We start from the raw sequence: 24,762 nt of genomic DNA, 5'->3' as shown, positions 1-24,762 counted from the left end.
ATTATTTCCCCCTAGCTTTTTTATTTGTTGCTTCAACTGCTTGTTGAATGACTTCTGAAAAATTATTTTCATATAGAACTTTTAAGCCTTCAGCAGTTGAACCTCCTGGTGTTGTTACTTGTTCTCGGAGCATAGCTGGATCTTCGTTTTGTTGGAGCATAGCGGCAGAACCAGCAATCATTTGAATGACAAGGTGGTTTGCCGTTTTCTCATCAATTCCATAGTTTTTCGTCGCTTCAATTAAACCTTCAGCAAAGTGATAGAGAAAAGCAGGTGCACTACCAGTAATGGCGGTAAGTTGATGAACTTCCTCTTCAGTACAAAACTGTGAGGTACCAATACCTTTTAAAAGGAGTTGTAGCGTTTCTTGATGCGTTTCACCTACGGAATGTCCCGTCGTATATAAGGAGATGGACTTTCCGATTTCGGCAGCTGTATTTGGCATAATCCAGGCAACAGGTGTCCCTTGAGGAAGCCTTTTTTCTAAATAAGATGGTCCAATCCCGGCAGCAACGGTCACAACGAATTGCTCAGTTAGAAGAGGAGATAACTCCTGTAATAACTGTTCATGTGCAGCTGGTGGCATCGCTAAAACAATCGTATCAACGGATGTAATATGCTGCTTCCAGTCTGTAGTGATGGACACATTATATCGCCCTTGTAATTGTTCTAGTTTTTCTATGTTGCTTCGGTTGGAAACGATAATTTCTTCGATATATTCCTTACTCGTTTTAAGTAACCCGGAGAAGATAGCTTCTGCCATACGACCGGCACCAATAAATAAAATTCGATGTTTAGTAAGCATATCCTTTATTCCCTTCTAGTAGAGATATGTTATAAAAAACGATACCATTTTTAAGAGAATTTTGTAAAAAGAAAAGACTTACCGTATATGGAATAGATAATGAGGGGGTTTTTGAATAAGGGAATTCATGATAAAAATAAGAGGAGTTCCTTATACTGGTGATATGGAATTTATTACACATCTGGGGAGAGATAAATATGGTTAGAAGTCCACTTTTTTTACTCATTTCTAGTATTATTTGCGTATTGGTTGGATTTTACATTCAATCGAGTTATATTGAAATTTTCGCATCAGTTATGGGGATTGTTAATGTTTGGTTATTAGCAAGAGAAAAAGTATCCAACTTTTTATTTGGTATGATTACCGTTACGTTATTTCTGTATATTTTCATTATACAAGGTTTATATGCAATGGCAGTATTAGCAGTCTTTCAATTTATATTTAATGTATATGGTTGGTATTATTGGATTGCACGTAGTGGGGAAGAAGAGGTAAAAGCAACTGTTCGTTTAGATTTAAAGGGGTGGACCTTTTATATAATTTTTATTTTAGTTGCTTGGGTTGGTTGGGGCTATTATCAAGTCCGTTATTTAGAATCAACAAGTCCATATTTAGACGCTTTAAATGCTGTATTAGGATTAGTAGCTCAATTTATGCTAAGTCGAAAAATCTTAGAGAACTGGCATTTATGGATTTTGTATAACGTAGTTAGCATTGTAATTTATATTTCCACTGGTTTATATGTCATGCTAATACTAGCTGTTATTAATCTCTTTATATGTGTAGCTGGTTTGCTAGAGTGGAAGAAGAACTATAAAGGACAAGTGCGTGTAAATAATTATATTTAGAAAATAATTAAAATCGAAAAAACCCCTGGGACACATATGCCTCAGGGGTTTTTAATAGAATATAAGTTTATGCTTTTGTTAGACCAAGTAATACAGCGCCGCCGATAATTAAAACACTACCTAGTGCAATAAAAATCAATTGACGTTTTGTTTTCTTTTCACCTAAGAAGACAATCGCACCGAATGTTGAGATAACGATTCCAGTTTGAGATAATGGGAAGCTTGTCGCTACTCCGACACGTGGTAATGAAAGAAGTAAGAATAAGTTTCCTGTTCCCCAAAGTAAACCAGATAAAGCATTACGAATTGCATATTTGTTAAATGGCTTATGTTTAGATGTCAGTACAACCGCACCGACAAACATACCAACTGCTTGTGGTAAAATAGCAGACCAACCATCAATGTTATACCAACGAATAATAATTACATATACAAGATAGCCGAAAGTAGAAACAATTAGAGTAAGAAGTCCTTTTTTCAATTGTCCTGGTGGCTGTGCATTTTCTTTATCATCTAATGATGTGAATACAACACCAACTACGATTAATAGGATTGCAATCGTTCCCATAATGATCGTTGTTGTAGTAGTCCACTCGCGGAAAGCGATAACTCCAAAGATAGAAGTTGCAACAAGTTGCATACCAGTAGAAATCGTTACAGTAGTAGAAACACCTAACTTTTCAACTGTTTTTAATTGGTTTACTTGTCCTAAAGCCCAGAATAAACCTGAAATAAAACCAACAATCAAAATTGTCATTGTTAAAGCTGGTTGAGTAAATACATACATAACTGTTGCGAAGAATAGAGCACCGATTGTCATACCTACCGTTTGGCTATATGCACCACCGCCCATTTTTACGCTTACTAATAAGATGTTTCCCCATGCAATTGCAGGAAGAAGCGCTAATAAAATGTCCATTACAAGACTCCCTTCGGTTTGCTATACCAATATAATTACATATCGTTCTAACGATCGGTAATGCCCCACTAATAGAGTAGAAGATTACCGATCGCTAAAACAGGATGAAGAATTCACGATATAAATGCGTTTTCATTTCTTCATTTTTTCAAACACCTCCATATAATAACAGGAAATTGCCTATTTTAGAAAGTAAATTCAAATAGAATGTATATTTAAATAAAAGGTAAAATTCAGTCACTTTATATAGTATTTTTTATTTCCTAAGAAATAAAAAAGCAGCTTTTGTCGAAAGCTGCTTTAAGAATTAGTAATTCTTTTATTAATGAGCTGAATACATAGGAGAAATATGAGTGACATACTGATAGTGATAATTACAAGTGTCCAAGCGAGTTGCATATTACTTGCATCAATGGCCATATAAATTGCTGTTGGGATTGTCTGTGTTTTGCCAGGAATATTCCCAGCAAACATGAGTGTAGCACCAAATTCTCCTAGTGCACGAACAAAGCTTAAGATCATACCGCTTAGTAATGCAGGAAATGCAAGCGGTAGTGTAACGTGTAGAAAAACTTGATATTCACTGGCGCCGAGATCGCGAGCGCCCTCTTCAATTTGTACATTTGCGATCGAAAATCCTGTTTTTGCTGATTGATACATGAGCGGAAATGCGACAACTGTAGAAGCAATGATAGCAGCAGTAGATGTGAACATAATGGACTGCTGAAATAACGATTCTATCCACTTTCCAATGGGGCTGTTATTTCCAAAAATAATAATGAGAAAAAAGCCGATTACAGTTGGCGGAAGTACCATTGGTAATAAGAAAATAGTTTCTAGTATTACTTTATATCTCCATGAGGAGCGTGCTAGTGACCGACCGATAATCGTTCCTAAAATTGTGACGATAATGGTGGCGTATGCAGCTACTCGTAAAGATAAAAAGACAGGTGACAAAATATCATCAAAGTTCATGGCAATTATGATAGGACTGTAAATCCATATTTCTTAAAGATAGATTGTGCATCTGTTGACTGCAAATATTCATAAAATGAAGTCGCCTCTTTCTTATGCTTCGATTCTTTTATAACGCCTAAAGGATAGTGGATTGGCTCATGAGAAGTAGCTGCTGCCGTCTCGCCAATTTTTACTTTGTCTGAAATGAGAGCATCTGTTTTGTATACAATACCAGCATCGACATTACCTGTTTCTACATATGTTAACACTTGGCGAACATCTTTTGTAAATACGATTTTATTTTGAATGTCATTCCAAAGATTTTCATGTGTGAGAGAAGCCTTTGCATATTTCCCAGCGGGTACAGATTCAGGTGTACCAAGTGCGATTTTTTTGATTTTCTCATCTTTTAAATCTTGAATTTTTGTAAGAGAGCTATCTTTTGGGACGACTAGAACTAGTTCATTTCCAAGAAGGTTTTTTCCTTCTTTTTCATTAATGAATCCTTTTTTAACAAGTGTTTGGAATTTATCTTCTGCTGCAGAGAAGAATAAATCAGCGGGTGCACCTTGTTCGATTTGTTGTTGAAGTGCACCAGAAGCACCGAAGTTAAAAGAAAGTTTAATATTAGGCTTTTTCTCTGTATATTGTTTTTCAATTTCTTTTAATGCATCTTGTAAGCTAGCAGCAGCTGATATAGTCAGTTCGACTGTTTTTCCCTCTTTAGCAACTGACTTCTCTTTCTTTTCCCCGCTTGTACAAGCAGCACTAAATATAAGAAGGAAAGAAAGTATAAGTGCCCCAATAGATCGTAATGTGAATTTGTTCATAAAAAAATCCCCTTTCGTTTTGACATAATTAATTATAACTAAATATAACTAATTATAACTAGTTATAATTGAATATAATTTGAACAATATGGTTGTTTTTAAAAAATAGGAGAAATATTCTTTTCTTTGTTACAATGAAGGAAGAAAGTGAGGAATCGTCTATGGATCATCATTCCTACACAACGGAAGAAGTAGCGAAGCGATTAAAAGTATCAAAACTAACTGTATACGACTTAATTAAAAAAGGAGAACTTCCTTCTTATAGAGTTGGTAGACAGATGCGCATTGATACAGCGGATTTAGAACAATATATAAAGCAAATGAAAACAGGAAAGATACAAGTTACTTCTGTAAAGAATGACGATAGTAGTATCTTGAATACATGCATCATTAGCGGGCAAGAACTAACGTTAGATATGTTGGCAAAACGTATAGAAAATCGATTGCTAAATTCTAATGTATTAAGAGCGTATCAAGGTAGTTTAACAAGTTTAGTGAAGATGTACCAAGGAGAAGGAAGTGTAGTTAGTTTACACTTATTTGATGGTGAAACGGGTACATATAATGTTCCTTACGTAAAACGTATTTTAGTTGGACAACCATGTATTATGATCAATTTATTGGCAAGAAATGTGGGGTTTTATGTTCAAAAAGGAAACCCAAAGAAAATAAAGACATGGGCTGACATATCCGGGTCCTCTATAAAATTTGTAAATCGAGAAAAAGGCTCTGGTATTAGGGTGCTAGTGGATGAACAATTACGAATTCAAAAGTTAAATAAAGAACATATTAGTGGATATGAATGGGAAGAATCGAGTCATCTTGGTGTTGCCACGCAAGTTGCGAATGGAAAAGCTGATGTTGGGGTAGGGTCGGAAAAGGTTTCGCAAATTGTAAATGTAGACTTTATTCCGATAATGAAAGAACAGTATGATTTAGTAATTTTGAAGAATAAAGACAATGAAGAACTTATTGAAGTGATGAAAGACATTCTGCAATCGGAAGAATTTCATAATGAGTTAAAAGCGATTGGCGGATACGATATTATGAAAACAGGCCAAATTATATATGAAACAAACTAAAAAGCTGCTTGTCTATAAGACGAGCAGCTTTTTCTATATAAAGGGGTTTGGGGAAACGAATTGTTAAACAAGACTTTGAGCAAGTGTGTAAATGAAAGCTGTAAGAAGAGTCGCTCCACTTGCAAGTCCGATAAAGTCTGATTTGTTGAAAGTAATGTTGTTCATTATCATCTCTCCTTATTTGTTTAATGTAGTTGCAACTGCTTTTGCATCGACAAGTGCGGATAGCACCATGCCCATTGTGTTAAAAAAATTGTTTGATTTCATTTTGTTCATCATGCGTATCCGCTCCTTTTCGAATTGTTGTTGCCCTGCTTTATGTCTTAATTATAGGGAAAATGATGAACTACAACTATCGAATTATCTTACGGGAGACTTACACTTTTGTAAGAAAAAAAGACATTCGTGTAAGAATGTCTTTTAAAGCATATTGATGTGATGATGCTCTTCAATTGTTTTTAAAAAGCTACGCATTGAATTGGTCATGTAGCTATCTTTGCGGCGTATGAAAACAGTTGAAATACTACCGTATTTCTCGGGAATCGGATGACAGTGTACTTTACCTGCTGTAGAAAGATGTTGTACCGCGGACTGGGGCACGAGTGTAATCCCAAGACCGAGTGCTACACTATTTAATATTGTTTCTAATATGTTAAATTCCATAATTCTTTTTGGTAGCAAACCTTCATCTTTAAGCCATCGTTCTAGTTTGGAACGGTATCCACACCCTTGATTAAAAACGAGTAAGGGCGTCGTAGTAAATTCTTCTATATGAAAAGCTTTATTTTGTGTCACGAGCATTAATTTTTCTGTACTAACATCGTATTGTTCAATTAGTGGATGCTTAATAGGACCTGATATAAAGGCGCCATCTAATTGATGGTCAAGGACTTCTCTAATAAGTTCTTCGGTTAGACCAGCTTGTAATGATAAATCAACGTTTGGATAGCTTTTATAGTAAGAAGACAAAATGGTAGGCAATGTACTTACTGTTTCGACTGTACCGATTTTTAATATACCAGATGGTGTTTCACTATCTAGAAACACTTGTTTTAGCTCTTCAACATCTTGCAAAATTTTATTAACATAAACGAGCATTTTTCTTCCTTCAGCTGTTAAAGTCATGCCTCGTTTATGACGGTAAAAGAGCGGTGTTTTTAGCTCGTTTTCTAATTGTTTAATACGTGCGGTTACATTTGATTGTACATAATTTAATTCCTTTGCTGCGCCGCTTACACTACCGCGATCGGCAACGCTTTGGAAGATTTGTAAGTCTCGTAATTCCATTGTATGCTCCCCCTTGATGTTAACTATCATTATAAATGATAGTTAACATCATTTTGAATCGTTTTACGTGATATGTTTTTTCTTTTACAATTCTCTTTGTGCAAATAGAAAGAAGCGGGGGATTATGGTGAGAAGAGGTCAAATAGTAATAGGAGCTTTGGCATGTTTAATTGCAAGTATGTCATGGGGAGCGATGTTTCCGGTTGCTGATCATGCGCTAGAATACATAGATCCATTTTATTTTTCACTTATTCGTTATGGAGCAGTGGCGATAGTACTGATTGTATTATTGTTAATGAAAGAAGGAAAACAGGCATTTCGTTTAGAAGGAAGGGGAAAGTTACTCGTCTTTTTTGGAACGATGGCGTTTACTGTATATAATGTACTCATATTTTTAGGTCAAATGTTAATGGGAAAATCAGGTGTAATGGTAGCCTCCATTATGGAAGCACTCATGCCGATGATTTCCATTTGTATTCTATGGGGATATAAGCATATAAAACCGAAAAAATATATGATAACGAGCATGATTATCGCTTTTGTAGGAGCTGTGTTTGTTATTACGAAAGGTGATATGAGTTTCTTTTTAACATTGAAAGATAACATGTTTTCACTAGCGTTTATATTTATTGGTGTTGTAGGTTGGGTTATTTATACGATGGGTGGTCAAACGTGTAGCGATTGGTCAACATTACGCTATTCTACATTGACGTGTGTATTTGGTACGACTGTCACAGGAATTATAACTGTAATGATTACGGTGCTTGGGTATGTTCCGGTCCCAAGTATGGGAACGATTTCTATCGTGAAGTATGATTTGTTATTTATGATGACATTACCAGGAATCATAGCGCTACTCGCTTGGAATTACGGTGTGAAAATCTTATCATCGATTAACGGCATTTTATTTATTAATTTTGTACCCATTACGACTTTGATTATTATGATGATACAAGGGTATCAAATAACAATGTTTGATATTGTAGGAACTTTACTTGTTATTGCAGCACTTATTCGCAATAACGTTTGTCAGAGAAAAGAAGAAAATATAAATAAGCAAGTTTTACAAGAAGAGCAATTACGCCAAGCGGTTTAATAGGCAATTGGAGGATTTAACATGTTAGAAAGTTTATTGTTTTTCTTCGCCGTCGGAGTTGCGTGCGAGCTTGCAGCAATTAATCGAAATGGTCGTAAGAAGGTAAAACAACAAGCTGAACTGATACAGCTTTTAAAAGAGTTAAAAGAAAGAAAAATTTAAAAAGACGACCGGGCATAGACGGTCGTCTTTTTCTATATATAAAGGGGAAAGGGGACACAAAGTTTATATAAGCGTAGCAGCGTAAATAAAAGCAGTAAGAAGAAGAGAGCCGCTAGCTAGTCCTAAAAAATCTAATTTGTTAAAGGTGATGTTTTGCATAATATATTCTCCTTACTTGTTTAATGTAGAAGCAACAGATTTTGCATCGATAAGAGCGGACAATACCATGCCCATTGTATTCGTAAATTTGTTGTTCTTCATTTTGTTCATCATATCGATCCGCTCCTTTTCAAATGGTTGCCCTGTTTCTGACTTAATTGTATAAGATATTGGGGAGAGTCACTATCGAATTAGCTTACAAGAAAATTACACTTTTGTAAGAATTGAAATTTAACAATAAATACTTATTTTTATTACCAACTCCTAAAACTTAGTGTTATAATCATTGTAAGAAAATGATTATACTTCGGATATTTAGAAAGGAACGAAACAAATGTATAAACCAATTACATTTTCGTTGAAATATATATTTAAAATGGCTGGGAAAGTAGAAGTACAAGGGAGAGAGAAATTACCGGAAGGCGGCCCTTACGTTGTTGCGTGTACACATACGAGTTTTATGGACGTTTTAATGTTAGCAACTGGGATGTATCCAACCCAAATTCATTACATGGCCAAAAAAGAATTATTTGAAGGGAAATTCAAAAACTGGTTCTTTAAAAATGTAAATGCATTTCCGGTAGATCGTGCGAATCCAGGGCCGAGCACATTAAAAATTCCATCGCGTTTATTAAAAGAGGGAAAAGTAGTAGGGATTTTCCCAAGTGGAACGAGATCAACAGAAGACGTTTCATTAAAAGCGGGGGCTGTTACGATTGCACTGCGTTCTAACGTTCCATTAGTGCCGGCAGCTTATATTGGTCCATCAAGTGTAAAAGAATTAATAAAAGGAAAAAAAGCGCAATTAGTTTTTGGAGATCCGATTCAAATTGATGCCGGAGAACAAATAGATCGAAAAACGGCTATGAAAATGATGACAGATCAATTAAACGAAAAATTTGAAGAACTAAAGGAAACTTTGCAATCGAAACAAAAGTAAAAAAGACGACCGGGCATAGACGGTCGTCTTTTTCTATATATAAAGGGGAAAGGGGACACAAAGTTTATATAAGCGTAGCAGCGTAAATAAAAGCAGTAAGAAGAAGAGAGCCGCTAGCTAGTCCTAAAAAATCTAATTTGTTAAAGGTGATGTTTTGCATAATATATTCTCCTTACTTGTTTAATGTAGAAGCAACAGATTTTGCATCGATAAGAGCGGACAATACCATGCCCATTGTATTCGTAAATTTGTTGTTCTTCATTTTGTTCATCATATTGATCCGCTCCTTTTCGAATAGTTGTTGCCCTGTTTCTGACTTAATTGTATAAGATATTGGGAAGAGTCACTATCGAATTAGCTTACAGGAAAATTACACTTTTGTAAGAAAAACGAGTGAAGGTGTAATGATGAGAAGATTTGACATATGTTCATGGAATTCATTAAGTTAAAAGGAGAGGTGAGTGTATGGCTAATATTAAAGATATCGCAAAGATGGCCGGAGTTTCAGTTACGACCGTTTCGAGGGTGCTAAATGATCACCCATATGTAAGTGAAGAAAAAAGGAAAGCGGTTATTGAGATAGTTGAGAAGTTGAATTACTCACAAAACGCAAACGCTGTTCATTTATCCAAAGGGAAGACGAATATTGTTGGTGTAATTTTACCTTACATTAATCATCCGTGTTTTGATGCGATGGTAGGTGGAATGATGGAGGTGGCGTTAGCTCATAATTACAGGGTGTTACTTTGCCAAACGAATTACAATAAAAAAGAAGAAATGAAAAGTTTACATATGCTAAAAACAAAACAATTGGACGGCCTTATTATTTGCTCGCGTGCGAATGATTGGGAAACGATAGAACCGTATGCTTCTTACGGCACAATAATTGCTTGTGAAGATAATGATATTTCAAATATCTCAAGTGTATATACAAATCATTCGGCAGCCTTTCAGTTAGGAATGAATTATCTTATTGAAAAAGGTTATAAAAAAATTGGTTATTGTACGGGAAGGAAGTTAGGGCCAAGTAGTCAAAAACGTTTTGATGTTTATAAACATCAATTACAATCCATAGATGAAGAGGTTAATGAAGAGTGGATTTTTACAGAATGTTTTACATTAGAAGATGGTGTGAGAGTGGCTCATAAGTTAAAGGAGATGCAGGTCCTCCCAGAAGCGTTAATAGTAGCAGGAGATGAAGTTGCGATTGGGATTATGACAGAAGTTGAAAAGTTAGGTATTCAAGTTCCTGAGGATTTGGCGATTATTGGTTTTGATAATCAACCTATTTCACAAGTGTTACAGTTGACAACGATTGATCAAAATTTAAAGGAGATAGGCAAAAACGCTTTTGAAATGTTTTATAGGCAAGTGAGCAACGAGAGTTATAAACAAGAAAAGGTGGAGATTCCGTATGAACTTGTGGAACGCTCTACAGTTTAGTCTTAATCCGTTATGTGTATAATCGCATAACGGATTATTTTTTGAAATGTCTTTGACAGGAAACGCGTTTCATACTTTATAAAAGAGTTAAACCGGTCTGTAATAATCCATGGATTCTTTTCAAGTGTTAAAACAATGAATAGAATTTGGAGGAATATGCATGAATGAACTTTTATCGAGTATGAAAAAATATGTAGAGGATGACGAAAAGATTTTAGCTGTTGTGGTAGGGATATTTGAGAAGGATGATTTTACCGTAGCTTACCGGCATGGGATTTTCGCTGCTACTACTAGACGTCTCCTTTTTTACGGGAAATTTTCGGGCTACCCTGCAATATTTGAAGAGTATCCGTATTTGCATATAGATGACATAGATCTCTGTCCATATTTTGAATTTACTTGTAATCATGAAAGGGTTAGAGCTAGGTATATTCAGAAAGGGAATGTGGAGCGATTTGTTCGTGCAGTTAGAGAAAATATGAATAATTAATCAACCCTTTGTTTAAACATAATATCTCGATCTTTAAGAGGTAAAATGCGGAATAAAAACCACTTCTAAACCTCTAGGAGATAGTGATACAATGTCAAATGGGGGAGGGTATGAATTATGGTTAATCAACGTATAAAGGAAATAACACTAATTACAATTGGTTCATTATTATTCGCAATTGGTATTAATTACTTTGCAATTCCAAACCGTTTATCGGAAGGTGGAATTATTGGTTTAACGGTTGTTACGTACTACTTATTTGATTGGTCACCAGGGATTGTGAACTTTGCTATAAATGCAGTTTTACTAGCTATTGGTTATAAGTTTTTTGATAAAAAAACGATGGTTTATACGATTTTAGGGATTGTAGAAACATCCTTGTTTTTATATGTTACAGAACATATTGAGTATCATGTAAATAGTGATACGCTATTAGCAGCTTTATTTGCTGGTTTGTTTGTAGGTATCGGATTAGGCTGTATGTTCAAAGCTGGAGGTACATCAGGAGGATCGGCAATTTTAGCACAGTTAGCAAATCAATATTTAGGGTGGAGCGTTGGTAAAGGCGTACTTATTATTGATATCGTTGTAATTGCTGGTTCTGTATTTATAATAGGACAAGAAAAAGCGATGTACACACTTGTTGCAGTATTCATCGGTGCGAAAGTGATTGATTTCATTGTAGAAGGAATGGATACAAAAACGGCTGTTACAATCATTTCAAATCAACCAGATTTAATACGTGAGGCTATTACGAAAAACATGACACGCGGTGTCACTGTATTAGAAGGACGCGGCGGATATACTGGAAAAAATAAAGAAGTTTTATATGTTGTTATTAATAAACAAGAGCTTGTTAAGTTAAAGCAAGTTATTAGCCGAGTAGATGAAGATGCTTTCGTTGTTATTCATGATGTGCGTGATGTGCTTGGTGGGGGCTTTAAAGCGAGCTAAAAGGTGAACGAGTAAAATCGTTCACCTTTTTTTATTCTTACAAAAATGTAAGTGTAATGTAATGAGATTCAATAGTAGATTTTATTGCTTCTTCTTAAAATGGATGTATATATATCCTGCAGAGGAGGAATGTTTATTGTGAAGAAAAAAATGATCACTACTATAATAGCGATGCTAGTGATAGTAGTAATGTTACTGCCTACGAAACTTGGACCAGTTATTGATAAATATAATCCGCTTTATAAGACGAAAGAATACTATACGGTTGTGAATACAATTGGTCAGCATGTTGGTGATGAGTGGTATGAATATGAATTTATTGCATTTGACGAACGTGGAAGAGAACAAAAAATAAAGAAGACTGTTAAGCATATGTTAAAGAGAGATGAAGCATTAAAAGTGTACGCAAAAGGACGATACGGCGAGTCAATTGAAGAAATTGAAGCCGTAAATATTCCTATTAATGCGAAGAGTAAACTTTTAGCGATGAGATAGCGGAATATACCCCTGCCTATTTTTTGTCGAAAATCAAAATACTAGGTAGGGGTATTTTGAGGTTCGTAAAAAAGCCTTAGTCCATATGGGCTAAGGCTTTTTTTATTATATAAAGGGGAAGGGGGTACATTGTAGTAGCATGAGTGAAAGGTATAAGAAGAGTAGCTACTAGCAATGTAATTTGGTTATGTGAGCGTTCTTCTTATTTGGCTTACTTTCTAACTGTATTGTACGAAATATAGATATGGAAAACTATCGAATTACATTACGCATAGCTTACAAACATGTAAGCCTTCTGTAATGTAATTCGATAGTTAAAAGATAGTAAATTTAATATAGTATAAGTAGAAAGTCTAATGTATTACTTTCTGTTTGTAATGTAAGGAAGAATGAAAAACCAACTACTTTTTAATAACCCTCATCTGTATGTAGATGGGGCTCTTTTTATAAACCTTACAACATTGTAAGGTTTACGTAAGTTAATTCGATAGTAAATTTGTCATATTTTTTGCATAATAGATACAAATAGATGAAAATAATTAGGGATTTAGTAAGAAGGGAGAAAAATGGGATGCGTAAAGAAGAAGTAGTGAGGTTTCCAATTAAAGATTTCTGTAGCTACTTTACTGTTGCCGTAGTATGTATTGGATTATTTGATATCATAACAAACTTAATTGTTAAATAATATAGATGATAAAACAAGAAGGGGGTTCCTTTCTTGTTTTTTTTATGGAGGAATAAAGATGAAGTGGATTGATAGCCATATACATGTTGATCAATATAAGGATGAAGAGAAAAGTAGATTACTTAAAGATTTGGAAAATAGTAAAGAGGTAAAGGGGCTTATTGCGGTATCTATGAATTATCAATCATGTAAGGAAACTTTATCTTTAGGAAAGAAATTCTCTTTCATACACCCAGCAATAGGATTTCATCCGGAGCAACCAATTCATAAAGAAGAATGTGAGCGCATATTCAAATTAATTGAAGCTCATGCTGAGGAAATCATTGCGATTGGTGAAGTGGGCTTGCCGTATTATTTAACGAAAGAAGATGAGGGGGTTACTATAGATTCATACGTGGCGATATTGAGACAATTTATAGAACTAGCTAGTGAATATGATTTGCCCATTGTATTACACGCAGTTTATGAAGATGCCGATATTGTATGTGATTTACTTGAAGAATATAAAATTTCACGTGCACACTTCCATTGGTTTAAAGGAAATGAAGCGACAATGGGACGGATGGTGAGGAATGGTTATTATATTTCTATCACACCAGATGTTTTACATAAGGAGAAAATTAGAAAGATCGTTTCGTATTATCCACTGGAATATATGATGGTAGAAACGGATGGACCGTGGGAATTTCAAGAGAATACTATAACACACCCTTGTATGATTAAAGATGTATTAGAAGAAGTTAGTGTAATAAAAAAAATTCCAGTAGAGAAAGTTGCAGAACAAATATATAAGAATACAGTTCGCTTTTATCGATTGACTGAATCCTAAAAAACACCAAGCAGCTCGCTTAGTGTTTTTTATTAGGATTCTAATTTTTTCGCACGTCTTAATAATAATAGAAAGACAATGATAACGAACCCAAGTATAAGGAAGAATCCATATTGTTTTATATAATCAATTACGTCATTTGCACTAGTTGGTTTTTCAACGTGGATACCGTCTTTATTAGTAGTAATATGAATATCTTTCATTTTTACTTCATTCGTTTCTTTTTGTAAATCAATCCACTCTATGTTTGGAATACTTTCTAGATCTTTTAATACTTCTTTTAATGGTTTCACACCTAAGTAAGGATGATAGAATGCACCAATAACTCCATCGGATAATTTAGCAACAGATAAAGCACGCTCTTTCATTTGGGCAATAGCTCGTGGTTTATCTTCTTCAATAAATCCAACTGTTTCAGGCATTAATTTCATTCCATGTAGAAATGATGGTGTACTTCTATACGCTGGAGAGTGCATGGATTTCCAAGTTGTATCACTTAACTGCAGCTGACCTACATAAGTTGAAAAGTACTTTGATAAGATTTCATAACCTTTTTGAGACATTGTGTAATGAGGTGCTTCAAATGCGACAGGATATAGTTTAGCATCTACAAGTTCTTGGATACCTTTTTCAATATGATCTGTCGTATATTTTTCTTCAAATGCTTCACCTTTTTTTACATATTGGTTATATGCCTCTATATTTGGGAAATTATCTTTTGTTTTTGGCTTTTCATGCTTTGGTTGACGAATGGGTTGATCAGTTTTTACGTCCCAAAATTCAAACCCTTCACCAGTTTCACTGTCATAAAATTGGTGAGTATAGCCATGCATAATAATTGCTGCACCATCATCTTGCATAGAGCGTAAAAGATCGACTAGTTCGGGTTTATCTTTTAAATGTAGTGTTTTACCTGTATTTGGATCTGTATATACAGGAATAACAGTTATCATATAAGGAATCTTTTTATTCTTTAATAATTCGGCAATATCCTGTAATTGATTTATATCTGCAGCTGGGTGAACATCTTCGAGGCGTAAATAGGCTAATTTTTTATTAGTTTCAGGTTTTTGTTGGAAATAAGAAAATAAGCTTTCTCCAATATAATAAGATATCCAATCAAAGAGGTTGGAAGTTGCAACGTAATACGAATTGTTTTGCTGTACAATTAATGGATAAGTATTATTGTCTCTTAAGGCATGGGCAAGAATTGTTCCATTTGTATCAAGTTGTTTAATCGATCTCTCTTCCTCTAATGTATTCTTTAGCTTACGTGTTGGATATTCAATTTTATCAGAGTTTATATCTTCGTTTTTAAGTGTGATGAACGAAAAACGATTAGATAACTGTTCTATGTTTTGACCTAAAACTAGTAGTGGTCCGGGGAAGCTTTCTAGAAATTCTTTTGCTTCAGTAGAAAGTTCTTCTTGTTTTTCACCCATGTAAATAACGTGTGTATACGAAGATTTATCAGTTACTTCAGATAACTGTTTTATATTTTTAATTGTTATATCATTAGTGAAATGTCCTACTTGTGTATTAAGTATTTGGATATCACTTGTAATTTGATCATCATTTGAACTGTATAAAATAAGGACTTTCGACTTTTCGGTTTTTTGTGCGGAAATAGGGACAGGAATTAATAGTAGTAAACTGAATAAGAGTAATAGCCATTTTTTCATATTATTATTCTCCTAGTTTATATTTAGAATTCAATTTACAATTATATACAAAAAATAAGTTATAGTCTATGAAAGTTACATTTTTGCACGTATTTACCAAATGTTTTTTCACAAAATAGGCCTAAAGCATGATGATAATATGTATAGTTATTTGCTATGATAAAAGAGTAAGAGAATGATAGAACATAGGTAATTGTAAAGGGAAGGCTGAAAGGGGACAAATTTCAGCGGAGAAAGAGGTAGAGGTAGTGAAGAAATTCTTTGTAGGATTTTTAGTCGTTCTTGGGGTGTATTTATATTTCCAAGGAAAGTCTGAAGGAATGGATAAGCTAGTGAAAGAGACAAGCTATGTTGATTCAGAAGAAGCAAAACAGATGAAACAAATTATTATAGAGGAAGCAAAGAAAGTAAATCTTCCAGAATGGATACCTCTTACAATTGCCGAACATGAAAGTCGATTGAATCCAAGAAGTATTGGAGACAACGGAACTTCATTCGGATTGTTTCAATTGCACCGTGGTGGTGGACTTGCGCCAGATCATTTAACTGATGAAGAGTTGAAAGACCCACGTACAAATGCACAAATTGCAATGCCGCATTTGGTGAAGGGATATAAGCGCGGGGTGCAAAGAGGTTTGACTGATTTTGCATTATTGAAATATGTAGCGAATACATCGGGATGGCCAGGGAATTTAGGGCCAGAGTGGACGGATAATAATATGAAGTATAACGTTGGATTAGAGAACGTATACTATCGAAATAAAGGTGTACTAAAAGAGTAGGTTTTCGATACCTACTCTATTTTTTTATGGATATTTTTGTCTTCCTGCCTTGTGAAGTACTGCGCTAGTTGTATGTTCACTTCTTCTAGTTTTGTAGAAACTTGTGGTATTTTATATCCTACATACAACGGTGAAACGACAAACCTAGGAACAACTTTACAAATAATTTTTCCGTTTAAGTGATAGAAGAATAAGTTATAACTGCTACACCCTTTATGGAAATCTGTCAGTATGTAACGTACAGTTTGCTGAATGTAATTTGCCATTTCATCTATACATGCAATATCATCAATGATTATATTGAATTCAGTAAAACCGATAATAGGACGCTCTGAAATATTGAGTTCAATACGTTCATTTTTTTGAACAATTATCCCTTGGAAATTTTCCTCTTCAATATTCTCGAGATAGTCTACATGTTTCATTCCGATAATTTGCATGTGTGCATGATGCAAACTTCCGCCTGAAAATGGACCATGATTTTTGTATAAAATTACAGATGAAAAGTCTTCGTTTTCCTGTAACTTTAACCAATGTTGAATAGAGAAATGAATTAGTTTTCGCATATGCTCTTCTGTATATGTTGCGATATGATCTTCACAATTATCCGTTTCGATTAACACGGTTTGAAATGTATCTTTTAATGTAGGGAATTTATTTTTCAACCAAATAATTGAGCCCTCAGTTTCTAAAATATCCGTTAAATTTTCTCTATCGCAAAATGGACATGCAGCGCTTCTGTTCCGAATGCTTTCTGGTTTTTGTTTACCGATATCGTTTAAAAAATATAGTTGTTGTGTATCCATTTGTATATACCCCTTTAAAATATGTGTAAAAATCCCGCTTAATACATTCGGGGAAAGGAGGAGGAAATCCTTTAAAGTGAATAGGGAAAAATAAAAGACAAGATATCCTCATTACGATAGGGTATCTTGTCTTTTATTTTTTCTTTAATAATGTGTATGGATAATATAGAGTATTTTCACTATGTTTCGTTTTTCTATTTTTTATTGTGTATAAGGCGATTGCTGTACTTGTGATTATAATAATGGCTTTCTTCATATTCATATACCCCTTTTTATTGTTGGTTTAATTCTTGGCTAACTGCCTTTGCATCGACTAAAGCGTGTAAGATCATTTTCACCATGTTCATCATATTTCTTCACTCCTTTTTATAGTTCATTTAGTTCTTTTACAACTGCTTGTCCGTTCACTAATACCTCAAAGATTGCTTTTACGATTTCTTTCATCATGATTGTTTCCTCCTTTTGTTTGTCTCTCTTGTTTACATCTTTATTGTATAGGGAGGCATCTTTTCGTACTATCGCTTTCCATTACGTGAACATAACAGTTTTGTAAGATTTGATGTCACTTATTGAAATGTTTAGTCTATCTTCATTATTTTCAGAAAAATGACTATTCAAACATAAAATAGGGAAGTATAATAAAGAAGTAAGTATTAAATTCCGTACGAAAGGGGTGAATGAGATGAAACGTTCTTTAGCTGCGCGTGCCAAATTTTTAGATTTTATCTATTTTTGTCGTGCGATTTTTCATGATGTAATTGTTAACGGGATACGTCTGCCCTTTTTTAACAATTGCATAGTAGCTATTGAACGATAGAAATCTCTTCACCCATTTTTAATAAACGTGTGAAAAGGGAGCTATTTGGCTTCCTTTTTCTATGTCGAAAATCATGGGGAATGTTTCTTTCCCATGGTTTTTTTATATTGAAAGGAGTACGGAAAATGACAATTTGTAGTGTAAATAATGTAACGAAATCTTTTGGTGGAAACATCATATTTGAAAATATATCGCTTGAAATAAAGAATGGTGAACGTGTTGGTTTAGTTGGCCGTAACGGTAGTGGGAAGACAACAATCTTTGGTCTTCTAACAGGAATGGAGAATGTGGATGCAGGAGCCGTTCATATGAAGAAAGGTACACGTATTGGTCATGTCGCACAAATTCCAAAGTTTGATGAGGGCATGACTGTATACGATGTATTGGGTTCCGCCTTTAAAGTAGAAAAGGAATTAGAAAAAGAAATGCGTGTTTTAGAAAAAAATATGACGGAGGAACGGGAAGCGTCTGCTTTGCAAAAACTGATGGAGAGGTACGGTGTAATTCAAGAAAAATTTACGTTTCTTGGTGGTTATGAAATAGAGGCAAATATTATGAAGGTAGCAAATGGTCTACAAGTGACGGAACTATTCCTCCGATCATTTCTAGAATTAAGCGGAGGAGAACAGACGAAGGTAAGCCTTGCGTATATGCTATTGCAGAAACCAGATTTACTTCTATTAGATGAACCGACAAATCATTTGGATTTATTTGCAGTCGAATGGTTAGAGCAATTTTTAAAAGAATACACCGGAACAGTTATGGTTATTTCACATGATCGCTATTTCCTTGATGAAGTTGTAACGAAAGTTTTTGATTTAGAAGATGGAGAAATTCACGTGTATCATACGAATTATTCTCAGTTTGTTGAGGAGAAGGAAGAAAGGTTGCTTCATGAGTTTCAGGCTTATCAAGAACAGCAAAAGAAAATAAAGAAAATGAAAGAAGCAATTAAGCGTCTACGTGAATGGGCAAATCAAGCGAATCCGCCGAATGAAGGACTCCATAAGAGAGCGAGAAATATGGAACGTGCGTTAGAACGTATGGAGAAGTTAAAGAGACCGATTTTAGAACGAAAACAGATGGGACTTCAGTTTGAAGGGCAAGAGAGAAGCGGGAAAGATGTTGTTGTAATGAAAGAAGTGAGTAAAGGTTTTTCTGACAAACCTTTATTTGAACAAGCGAATTTACATGTTCGTTTTCAGGAGCGTGCGGCTATCGTTGGTCGCAATGGCACAGGGAAGACTACGCTACTAAAATTACTATTAGAAGAAATAGAGCCAGATGCTGGTGAAATTCGGATGGGTAGTAGTGTCAAAATTGGTTATTTATCGCAGCATGCGTACGGAAATATGAAGAGTAATGTATTGGAAGCTTTCAGAGAGTATGTAGCTGTAACAGAGGGAGAAGCAAGACATATATTAGCTAAGTTTTTATTTTATGGTCCAGCTGTGTTTAAGAATGTAACGCAACTGAGCGGTGGAGAAAAAATGAGGCTAAGACTGGCGCAACTTATGTATCAAGACATCAATTTTTTAATTTTAGATGAGCCGACAAACCATCTTGATATTGAATCAAGGGAAGTTTTAGAGGAAGCTCTTGAGCAATATAATGGAACGATTTTAGCTGTTTCACATGATCGTTATTTTTTAAATAAGTTATTTGAAAAGACGTATTGGATTGATGAACGCAAATTATTTGAGTTTGCAGGGAACTATGCATGGGCTCGTCAAAAGTGGGAGGAAAGGATTGAGAAGCAAGTAATAAAGCAGAAACCTCAAGGGAGAAAAAGTATTGAAACAGTCCCTGTAAAAAAGAAAGAAGCTAGGAATATTGAGGGGATTGAAAACGAGTTAATGCGTGTAGAAGAAGATATATATGCACTTGAATGTAAAATGGAACATGTAGCTGATGTTGAAATGCTTGAACAATTGTATGAAGAAAAAACGAAAAAAGAGTTGTTACGAGCGGAGTTATATAATGAGTTAGATAATATTGTAGGGTAAAGAGTAGAAAGCTAATTCCTTTCAGTTTTGCTGAAGGGATTAGCTTTCTTTTTTTTATAACTATATTTTACTGTAAGAGATAAATGAAAAAGTGTGTTTCACGTGAAACAGTAACTTGGGTAAATCTTTGTTACGCATCTTGCATAGGTTGTGAAACATATGCAATGGTGAGGCAAAATATATATGTTATTAGTAGATTTTCGATAGGATTAATTACGAAAGTAAAGGCTAATTATTTCCCGAGACATAAGTATGTATGATGGAAATCTGAGATTGAAAATAAAAAAGAAAGCAGAGTCACAGCTTTACGCGCTGAACTCTGCTTTCTTTTTGTGTGGCATCTTCTTTTGTTGAAATGATAATAGCGATCCCGAGCATAATAAAAAAAGCTAAAAAGAGGACGAATTTTGGGAAGAAAGGGAATAGTAATAGCGCCCCGACTATCATAATTGTTAATAATACGTAGTGCAGGACATATTGGAATAGGTTGTCCATGTTTTCGCCCCCTTTTTGGTAATTGATTATTAGTATTCTATGTTTCATGCTGAAGGAATAGAAGTAGTTTTTATGTTTTTTAATATAAAATGTGGATGCATAAACTAAAAAACATTAGAAACGAGACATATTGAAAACGAAAAGGGACTTATAAAAAAAGCTATAGTAGGGGTTGAGTGAAGATAACTACAACGATATGTAGTTTCCTAAATTAAATGAACAATATTTTTGAAAAAAACCATAAAAATATTTATTTAGAAAGAATTGACAAAATATATTGAAAGTTATAAGCTATTAACCATAAAGTCTACCGGAAAAGTCGGAATAAGATTGTTACCCCTCAAAAACATCTATTTTTTTACGATTAAAACCGACTTTTCCGATTGGCTATAAATGTTGCTGTGGGAGGCATACATAGGGCAAGCAGTTCATAAGGTGTAATTATTAAAAAAAAGTTAGGGTGGGGACAATGAAGAAAAAGACGAAAAAATGGGCTGGTGTATTTTCGGTATTAATGAGTAGTTCGCTTGTGCTATCTGCTTGTGGGGGACAGGAAGATACGGCTTCTATAGAACCGGTTAAACAACAAGATTTAAAAAATATAAAAATTGAAAAGATCGCTGCGACAGATAAAACGAAAGTACCAGATAAAGCGAAGAATAGAAAAGATACGCTAGTAGTTGGTATTAGTAAACCAGGCGGCGTATTTTTACCATATTTCCAACAAAATGGTTGGGATGGAAACGTGACTTCAGTGATTTTTGCATCTCTTGTATCAACGGATAAACAAGGGAAACCAATTCCGGAATTAGCGGAGAAGTGGGACGTTTCTTCTGATCAGTTAACATATACATTCCATTTACGTAAAGACTTAAAATTTAGCGATGGATCGCCATTAACAGCAGATGATGTAGCGTTCACATTGACGCTTTTACATGATAAGGCATATGAAGGTGAAATAGATATCTCTCAATATGCGGTTAAAGGTGGTAAAGAATATAAAGAAGGAAAGGCAACTTCTATTGAAGGTATTCAAGTTGTTGATCCACAAACAATTAAAATTACCACTGAAAAAGTTAATTCACAAGCTATATTTGTTTTAGGTGGTACAGTATTATCAAAAGCTTATTACGGAAAAGATTACAAACAAAATACAAGTTTAGATTACTTAAAAGAGTTATATGGAAAACCGATAGCTGCGGGTCCATATAAATTTGAAAAGTATATCCCGGGGCAAGAAGTTCGATTTGTAGCAAATGAAAATTATTATGCGGGCAAACCCAAAATTCCAAACTTCATTTATAAAATTACTTCTGGCGATACGAAGCTTCAATTATTCCAAACAGGTGAGGTTGACTACACTGGCCTAGGTACTGGTGATGAAATTCTTGAACAGGCTAAGGGTTTAGAATTTGCGAATATCCAAATCGAAACAGCAGCGTCATTTAGTTATATTTATATGAATAATAATAAGCCGTACTTAAAGGATAAAAAGGTTCGCCAAGCACTTATTTACGGATTAGATCGTAAAAAATATGTTGATACAGCATTGAAAGGATACGGTACGGTAGCTAATGTACCAATTCATCCAACTTCTTGGGCTTATACGGAAGAAGGAGTTAATAAATATGAATACGACAAAGAAAAAGCGAAAAAATTATTAGATGAAGCAGGATGGAAAGTTGGTTCGGATGGAGTTCGTGAAAAAGATGGTCAAAAATTAAAGCTTTCTTATTTCGGCCCAAGTTCGGCTAAAGATAGTGATTTATTAATTCCAATTGCGAAAGAGAATTATAAAGAAATAGGTGTAGAATTTAATCCAGAATTTATGGACTTTAATACTATGCTTTCGAAGGTAAATAAAGGTGACTATGATTTAGCTTCTGTTTCGACACCGATTACAAGTGATCCGAGTGAAACAGCTGGTGAATATTTGTCTGGTGTCAATAATAAGAGTCTTGGTTATAAAAATGCGAAAGTAGATGAGTTAATTAAAAAAGGTATTGAGACAGTTGATATTGAAAAACGTAAACCTATTTATAAAGAATTATATAAAGAGTTAAGTGATGACCCACCAGTAATTCTATTAAACTACCGTAGAACAATTACTGGTTATAACGGGAATATAAAAGGAATTGACTCTGAAAAATACAATAGTATTAGCGCAAACTTACCAGTTTTATCATTTGAAAAATAACGATAAGGATGTATAAATAGAAGACATTTTTTCATTCGGTTAGTAATGTACCGCTTTGAAAAAATGTTCTTCTATTTTAGGCATAAGATTGGAGAGAAAAAGGGTGAAAACATATATCGTTCGTAGGTTGTTACAAATGATTCCTACACTGTTCGGAACATCAATTATTATTTTCTTCCTGTTTGCGCTGCTTCCAGGAGACTATATTGATTCAAATCCAAAGATTACACCTGAAAGGGCAGCTGAACTTAGGGAATTATATGGATTAAATAAGCCAATTGTTGAGCGTTATTTTCATTGGTTAGGTAATGCATTGCAAGGGGATTTTGGTTTTTCGCTTCAATATCAGGAACCTGTAACGTCATTATTAAATAAATTTATTTGGAATTCTTTTAGTGTAGCTGTTATTGCATTGTTTTTTATTTGGCTAATTGCACTTATTATCGGCGTATTCTCAGCGACGAAGCAACATTCTTTATTCGATAAACTTGTAACAATTGGTGTCTTTGCAGCAATGTCATTTCCTTCATTCTTTATCGGTTTGTTTTTAATTAAGGTGTTCGCGGTGGACTTTAAGTTATTACCGATAGGCGGAATGATTGATGTCGGGAGTAATTCGACTGGATTAGCTTACGTAATAGAAGTTGCCAAGCATATGGTTTTACCAGTATTTATTTTGACTCTTCTTGGTGTGGGTTCATTAACTCGTTACTTTAGAACAAGCATTTTAGAGGTTGTAAGGCAAGATTACATACGAACAGCACGGGCGAAAGGTTTAAAGGAGAAGACTGTTATTTATAAGCATGCGTTAAAAAATGCAATATTACCGGCGATTACGTTATTAGCATTTGAATTACCAGGTTTATTTTCGGGAGCAATTATTATTGAACAAATTTTTAACTGGCCAGGGATTGGTAATATTCAATTAGAAGCACTAAATTTTCGTGATTATACAGTATTAATGGCATTTACGATGTTTCTTTCTTGTTTAACAATTGTTTCAAACTTTTTCGCTGATATCGTATATGCAGTTGTTGATCCACGTATTCGGTTGAAGTAAGGGGGGGATTAGATGGAAACTGTTACAGCAATTACAGAGAAAAAAGAAAAAAAGAGAAGAAATGAATCATCACCATGGCGACAGGCTCTTAAAAAAATAAAGAGAAATAAGATGGCACTCGTGGGGTTTTATGCACTAATGTTTATGTTTTTATTTTGTTTTGTCGGTCCGCTCTTTTCGCCATATGCATCAGGGAAAATACAAGTCGCTTTAATTAACAAACCACCTAGTTTTTCACATTGGCTCGGTACAGATCAATTGGGAAGAGATATTTTAACGAGACTTATGCAAGCAGGACGCATTTCATTAACAATTGGATTAGCTTCAATGGTCTTATCGGTTATACTTGGAGCTTTATTAGGAGCTATTGCAGGTTTTTATCGCGGGATTGTCGACAATATTATTATGCGTCTTGCAGATATTTTAATGTCGATGCCGGGATTGCCGTTGCTTATTATAATGGGAGCTATTTTATCAGAATGGAAAGTACCATCTGATTATCGTCTTTATGTCATTATGATTATTTTAAGTTTAGTAGGTTGGCCAGGACTTGCACGTCTTGTAAGAGGTCAAATTTTATCACTTAGGGAGCAAGCATTTATGCAAGCTGCTGATGTGTTAGGAATAAAAGATTACCGGAAAATTATATATCATTTAATCCCTAATGTTTTACCGATCTTAATTGTTGTATCCACATTAGGTGTTGCAGGCTCTATTTTAGGGGAATCCGCACTAAGCTACTTAGGTCTCGGAGTCGTCCCGCCTACACCATCATGGGGAAATATGATTAGTGCAGCTAACTCATTAATCGATTTCCAAAAGCGTCCGTGGTTATGGATTCCGCCCGGTTTTGCAATTTTTATAACAGTTGTATCAATTAATTTACTTGGTGATGCACTTCGTGATGCGTTAGATCCAAAGATGAGACGGTAGGTG

The 24,762-nt window shown here is 34.6% G+C and carries 28 protein-coding genes; 16 read left to right on the top strand and 12 right to left on the bottom strand.

Annotated features, from left to right (window positions below; translation table 11 throughout):
* Position 1 precedes the first annotated feature (1 nt).
* Positions 2-805, bottom strand: a complete 804-nt coding sequence (proC, locus tag ACS2MN_RS27870; RefSeq protein ID WP_000956243.1) for a pyrroline-5-carboxylate reductase — start codon at positions 803-805, stop codon at positions 2-4.
* A 197-nt stretch (positions 806-1,002) separates the two neighbouring features.
* Here proC and pnuC point away from each other — a divergent pair, with 197 nt between their 5' ends.
* Positions 1,003-1,653 (top strand): nicotinamide riboside transporter PnuC, encoded by a 651-nt coding sequence (pnuC, locus tag ACS2MN_RS27865; RefSeq protein WP_097958057.1) that lies wholly within the window; start codon positions 1,003-1,005, stop codon positions 1,651-1,653.
* A gap of 67 nt (positions 1,654-1,720) precedes the next feature.
* Here pnuC and ACS2MN_RS27860 read toward each other — a convergent pair whose 3' ends face one another.
* The 3 genes from ACS2MN_RS27860 to modA form a co-directional block, all read right to left on the bottom strand.
* A complete protein-coding gene (locus ACS2MN_RS27860) occupies positions 1,721-2,572 on the bottom strand; it encodes a GRP family sugar transporter (protein ID WP_000353551.1) in 852 nt (283 codons plus the stop codon).
* A gap of 300 nt (positions 2,573-2,872) precedes the next feature.
* Positions 2,873-3,547: a molybdate ABC transporter permease subunit gene (gene modB, locus ACS2MN_RS27855; protein WP_002059169.1), complete on the bottom strand. Its 675-nt coding sequence runs from the start codon at positions 3,545-3,547 to the stop codon at positions 2,873-2,875.
* Between the two features lie 5 nt (positions 3,548-3,552).
* Complete coding sequence (gene modA / locus ACS2MN_RS27850) at positions 3,553-4,359, bottom strand: molybdate ABC transporter substrate-binding protein (RefSeq protein ID WP_001032236.1); 807 nt, start codon at positions 4,357-4,359, stop codon at positions 3,553-3,555.
* Between the two features lie 134 nt (positions 4,360-4,493).
* Here modA and ACS2MN_RS27845 point away from each other — a divergent pair, with 134 nt between their 5' ends.
* Complete coding sequence (locus ACS2MN_RS27845) at positions 4,494-5,441, top strand: helix-turn-helix transcriptional regulator (RefSeq protein ID WP_000657124.1); 948 nt, start codon at positions 4,494-4,496, stop codon at positions 5,439-5,441.
* A 63-nt stretch (positions 5,442-5,504) separates the two neighbouring features.
* Here ACS2MN_RS27845 and ACS2MN_RS27840 read toward each other — a convergent pair whose 3' ends face one another.
* Positions 5,505-5,606: a DUF3948 family protein gene (locus ACS2MN_RS27840; protein WP_001060020.1), complete on the bottom strand. Its 102-nt coding sequence runs from the start codon at positions 5,604-5,606 to the stop codon at positions 5,505-5,507.
* A gap of 255 nt (positions 5,607-5,861) precedes the next feature.
* Positions 5,862-6,728, bottom strand: coding sequence for a LysR family transcriptional regulator (locus ACS2MN_RS27835; RefSeq protein WP_000423063.1), 867 nt, complete (start codon positions 6,726-6,728; stop codon positions 5,862-5,864).
* Between the two features lie 127 nt (positions 6,729-6,855).
* On the opposite strand from ACS2MN_RS27835, the gene ACS2MN_RS27830 reads away from it, so the two are divergent.
* On the top strand, positions 6,856-7,824 hold the full coding sequence (locus tag ACS2MN_RS27830) for a DMT family transporter (protein ID WP_001252498.1): 969 nt from the start codon (positions 6,856-6,858) through the stop codon (positions 7,822-7,824).
* Positions 7,825-7,845: 21 nt separating this feature from the next.
* Positions 7,846-7,986, top strand: a complete 141-nt coding sequence (locus ACS2MN_RS27825) for a YrzO family protein (protein WP_000894071.1) — start codon at positions 7,846-7,848, stop codon at positions 7,984-7,986.
* 63 nt (positions 7,987-8,049) lie between these two features.
* Here ACS2MN_RS27825 and ACS2MN_RS27820 read toward each other — a convergent pair whose 3' ends face one another.
* Entirely contained in the window at positions 8,050-8,145 is a 96-nt protein-coding gene (locus tag ACS2MN_RS27820; protein ID WP_001179702.1) for a DUF3948 family protein, read from the bottom strand.
* A 334-nt stretch (positions 8,146-8,479) separates the two neighbouring features.
* Between ACS2MN_RS27820 and ACS2MN_RS27815 the strand changes: the two genes are divergently transcribed.
* On the top strand, positions 8,480-9,085 hold the full coding sequence (locus ACS2MN_RS27815) for a lysophospholipid acyltransferase family protein (RefSeq protein ID WP_000277795.1): 606 nt from the start codon (positions 8,480-8,482) through the stop codon (positions 9,083-9,085).
* A 64-nt stretch (positions 9,086-9,149) separates the two neighbouring features.
* Here ACS2MN_RS27815 and ACS2MN_RS27810 read toward each other — a convergent pair whose 3' ends face one another.
* Positions 9,150-9,245 carry a DUF3948 family protein gene (locus ACS2MN_RS27810; protein WP_001179702.1) on the bottom strand — a complete coding sequence of 32 codons (96 nt, stop codon included), beginning with the start codon at positions 9,243-9,245 and terminating at the stop codon, positions 9,150-9,152.
* A gap of 305 nt (positions 9,246-9,550) precedes the next feature.
* Here ACS2MN_RS27810 and ACS2MN_RS27805 point away from each other — a divergent pair, with 305 nt between their 5' ends.
* The 5 genes from ACS2MN_RS27805 to ACS2MN_RS27785 all read left to right on the top strand — a co-directional run bounded on the left by ACS2MN_RS27805 (position 9,551) and on the right by ACS2MN_RS27785 (position 13,981).
* Positions 9,551-10,528: a LacI family DNA-binding transcriptional regulator gene (locus tag ACS2MN_RS27805; protein ID WP_001273896.1), complete on the top strand. Its 978-nt coding sequence runs from the start codon at positions 9,551-9,553 to the stop codon at positions 10,526-10,528.
* A 160-nt stretch (positions 10,529-10,688) separates the two neighbouring features.
* Positions 10,689-11,018: a PH domain-containing protein gene (locus tag ACS2MN_RS27800; protein ID WP_001004254.1), complete on the top strand. Its 330-nt coding sequence runs from the start codon at positions 10,689-10,691 to the stop codon at positions 11,016-11,018.
* 117 nt (positions 11,019-11,135) lie between these two features.
* Entirely contained in the window at positions 11,136-11,972 is an 837-nt protein-coding gene (locus ACS2MN_RS27795; RefSeq protein ID WP_000248049.1) for a YitT family protein, read from the top strand.
* Positions 11,973-12,110: 138 nt separating this feature from the next.
* Positions 12,111-12,467 (top strand): YxeA family protein, encoded by a 357-nt coding sequence (locus ACS2MN_RS27790; protein ID WP_000728436.1) that lies wholly within the window; start codon positions 12,111-12,113, stop codon positions 12,465-12,467.
* A gap of 743 nt (positions 12,468-13,210) precedes the next feature.
* On the top strand, positions 13,211-13,981 hold the full coding sequence (locus ACS2MN_RS27785; RefSeq protein WP_000871078.1) for a TatD family hydrolase: 771 nt from the start codon (positions 13,211-13,213) through the stop codon (positions 13,979-13,981).
* Between the two features lie 32 nt (positions 13,982-14,013).
* On the opposite strand, the gene ACS2MN_RS27780 is transcribed toward ACS2MN_RS27785, so the two are convergent.
* On the bottom strand, positions 14,014-15,663 hold the full coding sequence (locus ACS2MN_RS27780) for a DUF2334 domain-containing protein (protein ID WP_000759034.1): 1,650 nt from the start codon (positions 15,661-15,663) through the stop codon (positions 14,014-14,016).
* A 248-nt stretch (positions 15,664-15,911) separates the two neighbouring features.
* Here ACS2MN_RS27780 and ACS2MN_RS27775 point away from each other — a divergent pair, with 248 nt between their 5' ends.
* Positions 15,912-16,445 carry a transglycosylase SLT domain-containing protein gene (locus ACS2MN_RS27775; protein WP_000713241.1) on the top strand — a complete coding sequence of 178 codons (534 nt, stop codon included), beginning with the start codon at positions 15,912-15,914 and terminating at the stop codon, positions 16,443-16,445.
* Positions 16,446-16,456: 11 nt separating this feature from the next.
* On the opposite strand, the gene ACS2MN_RS27770 is transcribed toward ACS2MN_RS27775, so the two are convergent.
* Together ACS2MN_RS27770 and ACS2MN_RS27765 are read right to left on the bottom strand one after the other, a co-directional pair.
* The gene (locus ACS2MN_RS27770; RefSeq protein ID WP_002059171.1) at positions 16,457-17,251 is read right to left on the bottom strand and encodes a DUF4931 domain-containing protein; all 795 of its coding nucleotides are present in this window, start codon (positions 17,249-17,251) and stop codon (positions 16,457-16,459) included.
* Positions 17,252-17,384: 133 nt separating this feature from the next.
* Positions 17,385-17,513, bottom strand: coding sequence for a hypothetical protein (locus ACS2MN_RS27765; RefSeq protein WP_002037821.1), 129 nt, complete (start codon positions 17,511-17,513; stop codon positions 17,385-17,387).
* A gap of 420 nt (positions 17,514-17,933) precedes the next feature.
* On the opposite strand from ACS2MN_RS27765, the gene ACS2MN_RS27760 reads away from it, so the two are divergent.
* Together ACS2MN_RS27760 and abc-f are read left to right on the top strand one after the other, a co-directional pair.
* Positions 17,934-18,068, top strand: coding sequence for an RAxF-45 family protein (locus ACS2MN_RS27760; RefSeq protein WP_000830640.1), 135 nt, complete (start codon positions 17,934-17,936; stop codon positions 18,066-18,068).
* A 125-nt stretch (positions 18,069-18,193) separates the two neighbouring features.
* A complete protein-coding gene (gene abc-f, locus ACS2MN_RS27755) occupies positions 18,194-20,074 on the top strand; it encodes a ribosomal protection-like ABC-F family protein (RefSeq protein ID WP_000150879.1) in 1,881 nt (626 codons plus the stop codon).
* A gap of 297 nt (positions 20,075-20,371) precedes the next feature.
* On the opposite strand, the gene ACS2MN_RS27750 is transcribed toward abc-f, so the two are convergent.
* The gene (locus ACS2MN_RS27750; RefSeq protein WP_000369248.1) at positions 20,372-20,569 is read right to left on the bottom strand and encodes a hypothetical protein; all 198 of its coding nucleotides are present in this window, start codon (positions 20,567-20,569) and stop codon (positions 20,372-20,374) included.
* A 469-nt stretch (positions 20,570-21,038) separates the two neighbouring features.
* Between ACS2MN_RS27750 and ACS2MN_RS27745 the strand changes: the two genes are divergently transcribed.
* From ACS2MN_RS27745 to opp4C, 3 genes are all read left to right on the top strand, one after another.
* Positions 21,039-22,766 carry an ABC transporter substrate-binding protein gene (locus ACS2MN_RS27745; protein WP_098954865.1) on the top strand — a complete coding sequence of 576 codons (1,728 nt, stop codon included), beginning with the start codon at positions 21,039-21,041 and terminating at the stop codon, positions 22,764-22,766.
* 103 nt (positions 22,767-22,869) lie between these two features.
* On the top strand, positions 22,870-23,826 hold the full coding sequence (locus tag ACS2MN_RS27740; RefSeq protein WP_142336571.1) for an ABC transporter permease: 957 nt from the start codon (positions 22,870-22,872) through the stop codon (positions 23,824-23,826).
* Positions 23,827-23,838: 12 nt separating this feature from the next.
* Positions 23,839-24,759 (top strand): oligopeptide ABC transporter permease, encoded by a 921-nt coding sequence (opp4C, locus tag ACS2MN_RS27735; RefSeq protein WP_000451062.1) that lies wholly within the window; start codon positions 23,839-23,841, stop codon positions 24,757-24,759.
* The last annotated feature ends 3 nt before the right edge of the window (positions 24,760-24,762 follow it).

Source organism: Bacillus cereus group sp. BceL062 (assembly GCF_051780025.1).
Classification (GTDB): domain Bacteria; phylum Bacillota; class Bacilli; order Bacillales; family Bacillaceae_G; genus Bacillus_A; species Bacillus_A toyonensis.
This window is presented reverse-complemented; position numbering and strand designations above follow the sequence as displayed.

Excerpts from the sequence above, each read along its gene's own strand:
- proC (WP_000956243.1), bottom strand. The coding sequence starts at position 805 with ATGCTTACTAAACATCGAATTTTATTTATTGGTGCCGGTCGTATGGCA.
- pnuC (WP_097958057.1), top strand. The coding sequence starts at position 1,003 with ATGGTTAGAAGTCCACTTTTTTTACTCATTTCTAGTATTATTTGCGTA.
- ACS2MN_RS27860 (WP_000353551.1), bottom strand. The coding sequence starts at position 2,572 with ATGGACATTTTATTAGCGCTTCTTCCTGCAATTGCATGGGGAAACATC.
- modB (WP_002059169.1), bottom strand. The coding sequence starts at position 3,547 with ATGAACTTTGATGATATTTTGTCACCTGTCTTTTTATCTTTACGAGTA.
- modA (WP_001032236.1), bottom strand. The coding sequence starts at position 4,359 with ATGAACAAATTCACATTACGATCTATTGGGGCACTTATACTTTCTTTC.
- ACS2MN_RS27845 (WP_000657124.1), top strand. The coding sequence starts at position 4,494 with ATGAAGGAAGAAAGTGAGGAATCGTCTATGGATCATCATTCCTACACA.
- ACS2MN_RS27840 (WP_001060020.1), bottom strand. The coding sequence starts at position 5,606 with ATGAACAACATTACTTTCAACAAATCAGACTTTATCGGACTTGCAAGT.
- ACS2MN_RS27835 (WP_000423063.1), bottom strand. The coding sequence starts at position 6,728 with ATGGAATTACGAGACTTACAAATCTTCCAAAGCGTTGCCGATCGCGGT.
- ACS2MN_RS27825 (WP_000894071.1), top strand. The coding sequence starts at position 7,846 with ATGTTAGAAAGTTTATTGTTTTTCTTCGCCGTCGGAGTTGCGTGCGAG.
- ACS2MN_RS27820 (WP_001179702.1), bottom strand. The coding sequence starts at position 8,145 with ATGCAAAACATCACCTTTAACAAATTAGATTTTTTAGGACTAGCTAGC.
- ACS2MN_RS27815 (WP_000277795.1), top strand. The coding sequence starts at position 8,480 with ATGTATAAACCAATTACATTTTCGTTGAAATATATATTTAAAATGGCT.
- ACS2MN_RS27810 (WP_001179702.1), bottom strand. The coding sequence starts at position 9,245 with ATGCAAAACATCACCTTTAACAAATTAGATTTTTTAGGACTAGCTAGC.
- ACS2MN_RS27805 (WP_001273896.1), top strand. The coding sequence starts at position 9,551 with ATGGCTAATATTAAAGATATCGCAAAGATGGCCGGAGTTTCAGTTACG.
- ACS2MN_RS27800 (WP_001004254.1), top strand. The coding sequence starts at position 10,689 with ATGAATGAACTTTTATCGAGTATGAAAAAATATGTAGAGGATGACGAA.
- ACS2MN_RS27795 (WP_000248049.1), top strand. The coding sequence starts at position 11,136 with ATGGTTAATCAACGTATAAAGGAAATAACACTAATTACAATTGGTTCA.
- ACS2MN_RS27785 (WP_000871078.1), top strand. The coding sequence starts at position 13,211 with ATGAAGTGGATTGATAGCCATATACATGTTGATCAATATAAGGATGAA.
- ACS2MN_RS27780 (WP_000759034.1), bottom strand. The coding sequence starts at position 15,663 with ATGAAAAAATGGCTATTACTCTTATTCAGTTTACTACTATTAATTCCT.
- ACS2MN_RS27770 (WP_002059171.1), bottom strand. The coding sequence starts at position 17,251 with ATGGATACACAACAACTATATTTTTTAAACGATATCGGTAAACAAAAA.
- ACS2MN_RS27765 (WP_002037821.1), bottom strand. The coding sequence starts at position 17,513 with ATGAATATGAAGAAAGCCATTATTATAATCACAAGTACAGCAATCGCC.
- ACS2MN_RS27760 (WP_000830640.1), top strand. The coding sequence starts at position 17,934 with ATGAAACGTTCTTTAGCTGCGCGTGCCAAATTTTTAGATTTTATCTAT.
- abc-f (WP_000150879.1), top strand. The coding sequence starts at position 18,194 with ATGACAATTTGTAGTGTAAATAATGTAACGAAATCTTTTGGTGGAAAC.
- ACS2MN_RS27750 (WP_000369248.1), bottom strand. The coding sequence starts at position 20,569 with ATGGACAACCTATTCCAATATGTCCTGCACTACGTATTATTAACAATT.
- ACS2MN_RS27745 (WP_098954865.1), top strand. The coding sequence starts at position 21,039 with ATGAAGAAAAAGACGAAAAAATGGGCTGGTGTATTTTCGGTATTAATG.
- opp4C (WP_000451062.1), top strand. The coding sequence starts at position 23,839 with ATGGAAACTGTTACAGCAATTACAGAGAAAAAAGAAAAAAAGAGAAGA.